Here is a 1,437-nt window from a genome sequence, read left to right on the forward strand (position 1 = left end):
CCTAGACGGTATGAAGTGACCACTCAGGGCGACTGAGGGTTGCGGGCCGGGGCCTCACTCACACATGTTCGTGGGTTACCGAGCAGGGGCCACCTGCTCGGCCTATCCGACAGTTGTGGGAGGCCCCGGTGTTTACCGAGCGTACGAGTGTTGGGCTCGACGTGCACGCACGATCGGTCGCGGCAGCAGCGATCGATAGCGTCACGGGCGAGCTCGTGCAAACCAAGCTGACCCCGTCGTATGAGCACATCAAGTCCTGGATCCAGGACCTGCCAGGCCCGGTCGCGGTGACGTATGAGGCCGGCCCGACCGGCTTCGGGCTGCACCGCGCATTGACCGCGGCAGGGATCCGGTGCGCGGTTGCAGCGCCATCGAAGCTGCAGAAGCCGTCGGGTGATCGGGTCAAGACCGACGCGAAGGACGCGATCCACCTGGCCCGGCTGCTCCGGCTCGACGAGATCACGCCGGTAGCGATCCCGTCCGTTGACCAGGAGGCTGCCCGCGATCTGGTCCGGGCACGGGAGGACTGCCGCGGCGACTTGATGCGGGCCCGGCACCGAGTGTCCAAGCTGTTGTTACGTCACGGGATCGTCTACTACGGCGGACAGGCTTGGACAGGCAAGCACGACCTCTGGCTGCGACATGAGGCGCTGCCGCAGTTGACCAGCAAGGCGACGCGGCTGGCGTTCGATTCCGACTACGAGACCGTGCTGGCCGTGAAGGTCCGCCGGGACCGGCTCGATGCCGCGATCGGTGAGATGGCCGCCGACAGTGAGTTCACCCCGCTCGTGCACCGGTTGGGCTGTCTGCGTGGGGTCAGCACCTTGACCGGGTTCGCTCTGGCAGTTGAGATCGGCAATTGGGACCGCTTCACCGGAAACAGCATCGGCTCGTTCGTTGGGCTGGTGCCGAGTGAGTACTCCTCGGGGTCCTCGAGGGTTCAAGGCTCGATCACCAAGGCCGGCAATACCCACGTGCGCCGGCTCCTGGTTGAAGCCGCCTGGCACCACCGAGCCAGATACGTCGTCGGCAAGACCATGCGCGATCGTTGGGAGCTGGCCCCAGCTGCAGCACGTGCGCGTGGCGATGAGGGCAACCGCCGACTCCACCAACGCTGGGCAAAGTTCGTCGACCGCCGAAAGAAGAACACGATTGCCAACGTCGCCATTGCGCGCGAGCTGGCCGGCTGGTGCTGGTCCCTGGCCGTGATGGAGGAGTAGCAGCCCAAGGTCTGCTTCGTCGTCCAACGGGCTGGTGGCAGCGCTTGGAGCGACCCGCGCAACACCTATGAGCAACGGGTATCCCCGTGACGCTCGATGCTAGACACGCGGTCCCGCTCTTGCCGAAAGCACCGTCCTGCGGTAACCAACCCGCGCATATCAGTCTGACCGCGCGTCGCCAACGACACGCTCACCAGCACCCACGACGACGAAGCAC

Annotated in this window: 1 protein-coding gene; it reads left to right on the plus strand. The window is 65.7% G+C overall.

Features of this window, described 5'->3' with window-relative positions:
* Nucleotides 1-128: 128 nt before the first annotated feature.
* Complete coding sequence (locus CF8_RS19955; RefSeq protein ID WP_036491609.1) at nucleotides 129-1,220, plus strand: IS110 family transposase; 1,092 nt, start codon at nucleotides 129-131, stop codon at nucleotides 1,218-1,220.
* The last annotated feature ends 217 nt before the right edge of the window (nucleotides 1,221-1,437 follow it).

The organism is Nocardioides sp. CF8 (assembly GCF_000389985.1).
GTDB classification, from domain to species: domain Bacteria; phylum Actinomycetota; class Actinomycetes; order Propionibacteriales; family Nocardioidaceae; genus Nocardioides; species Nocardioides allogilvus.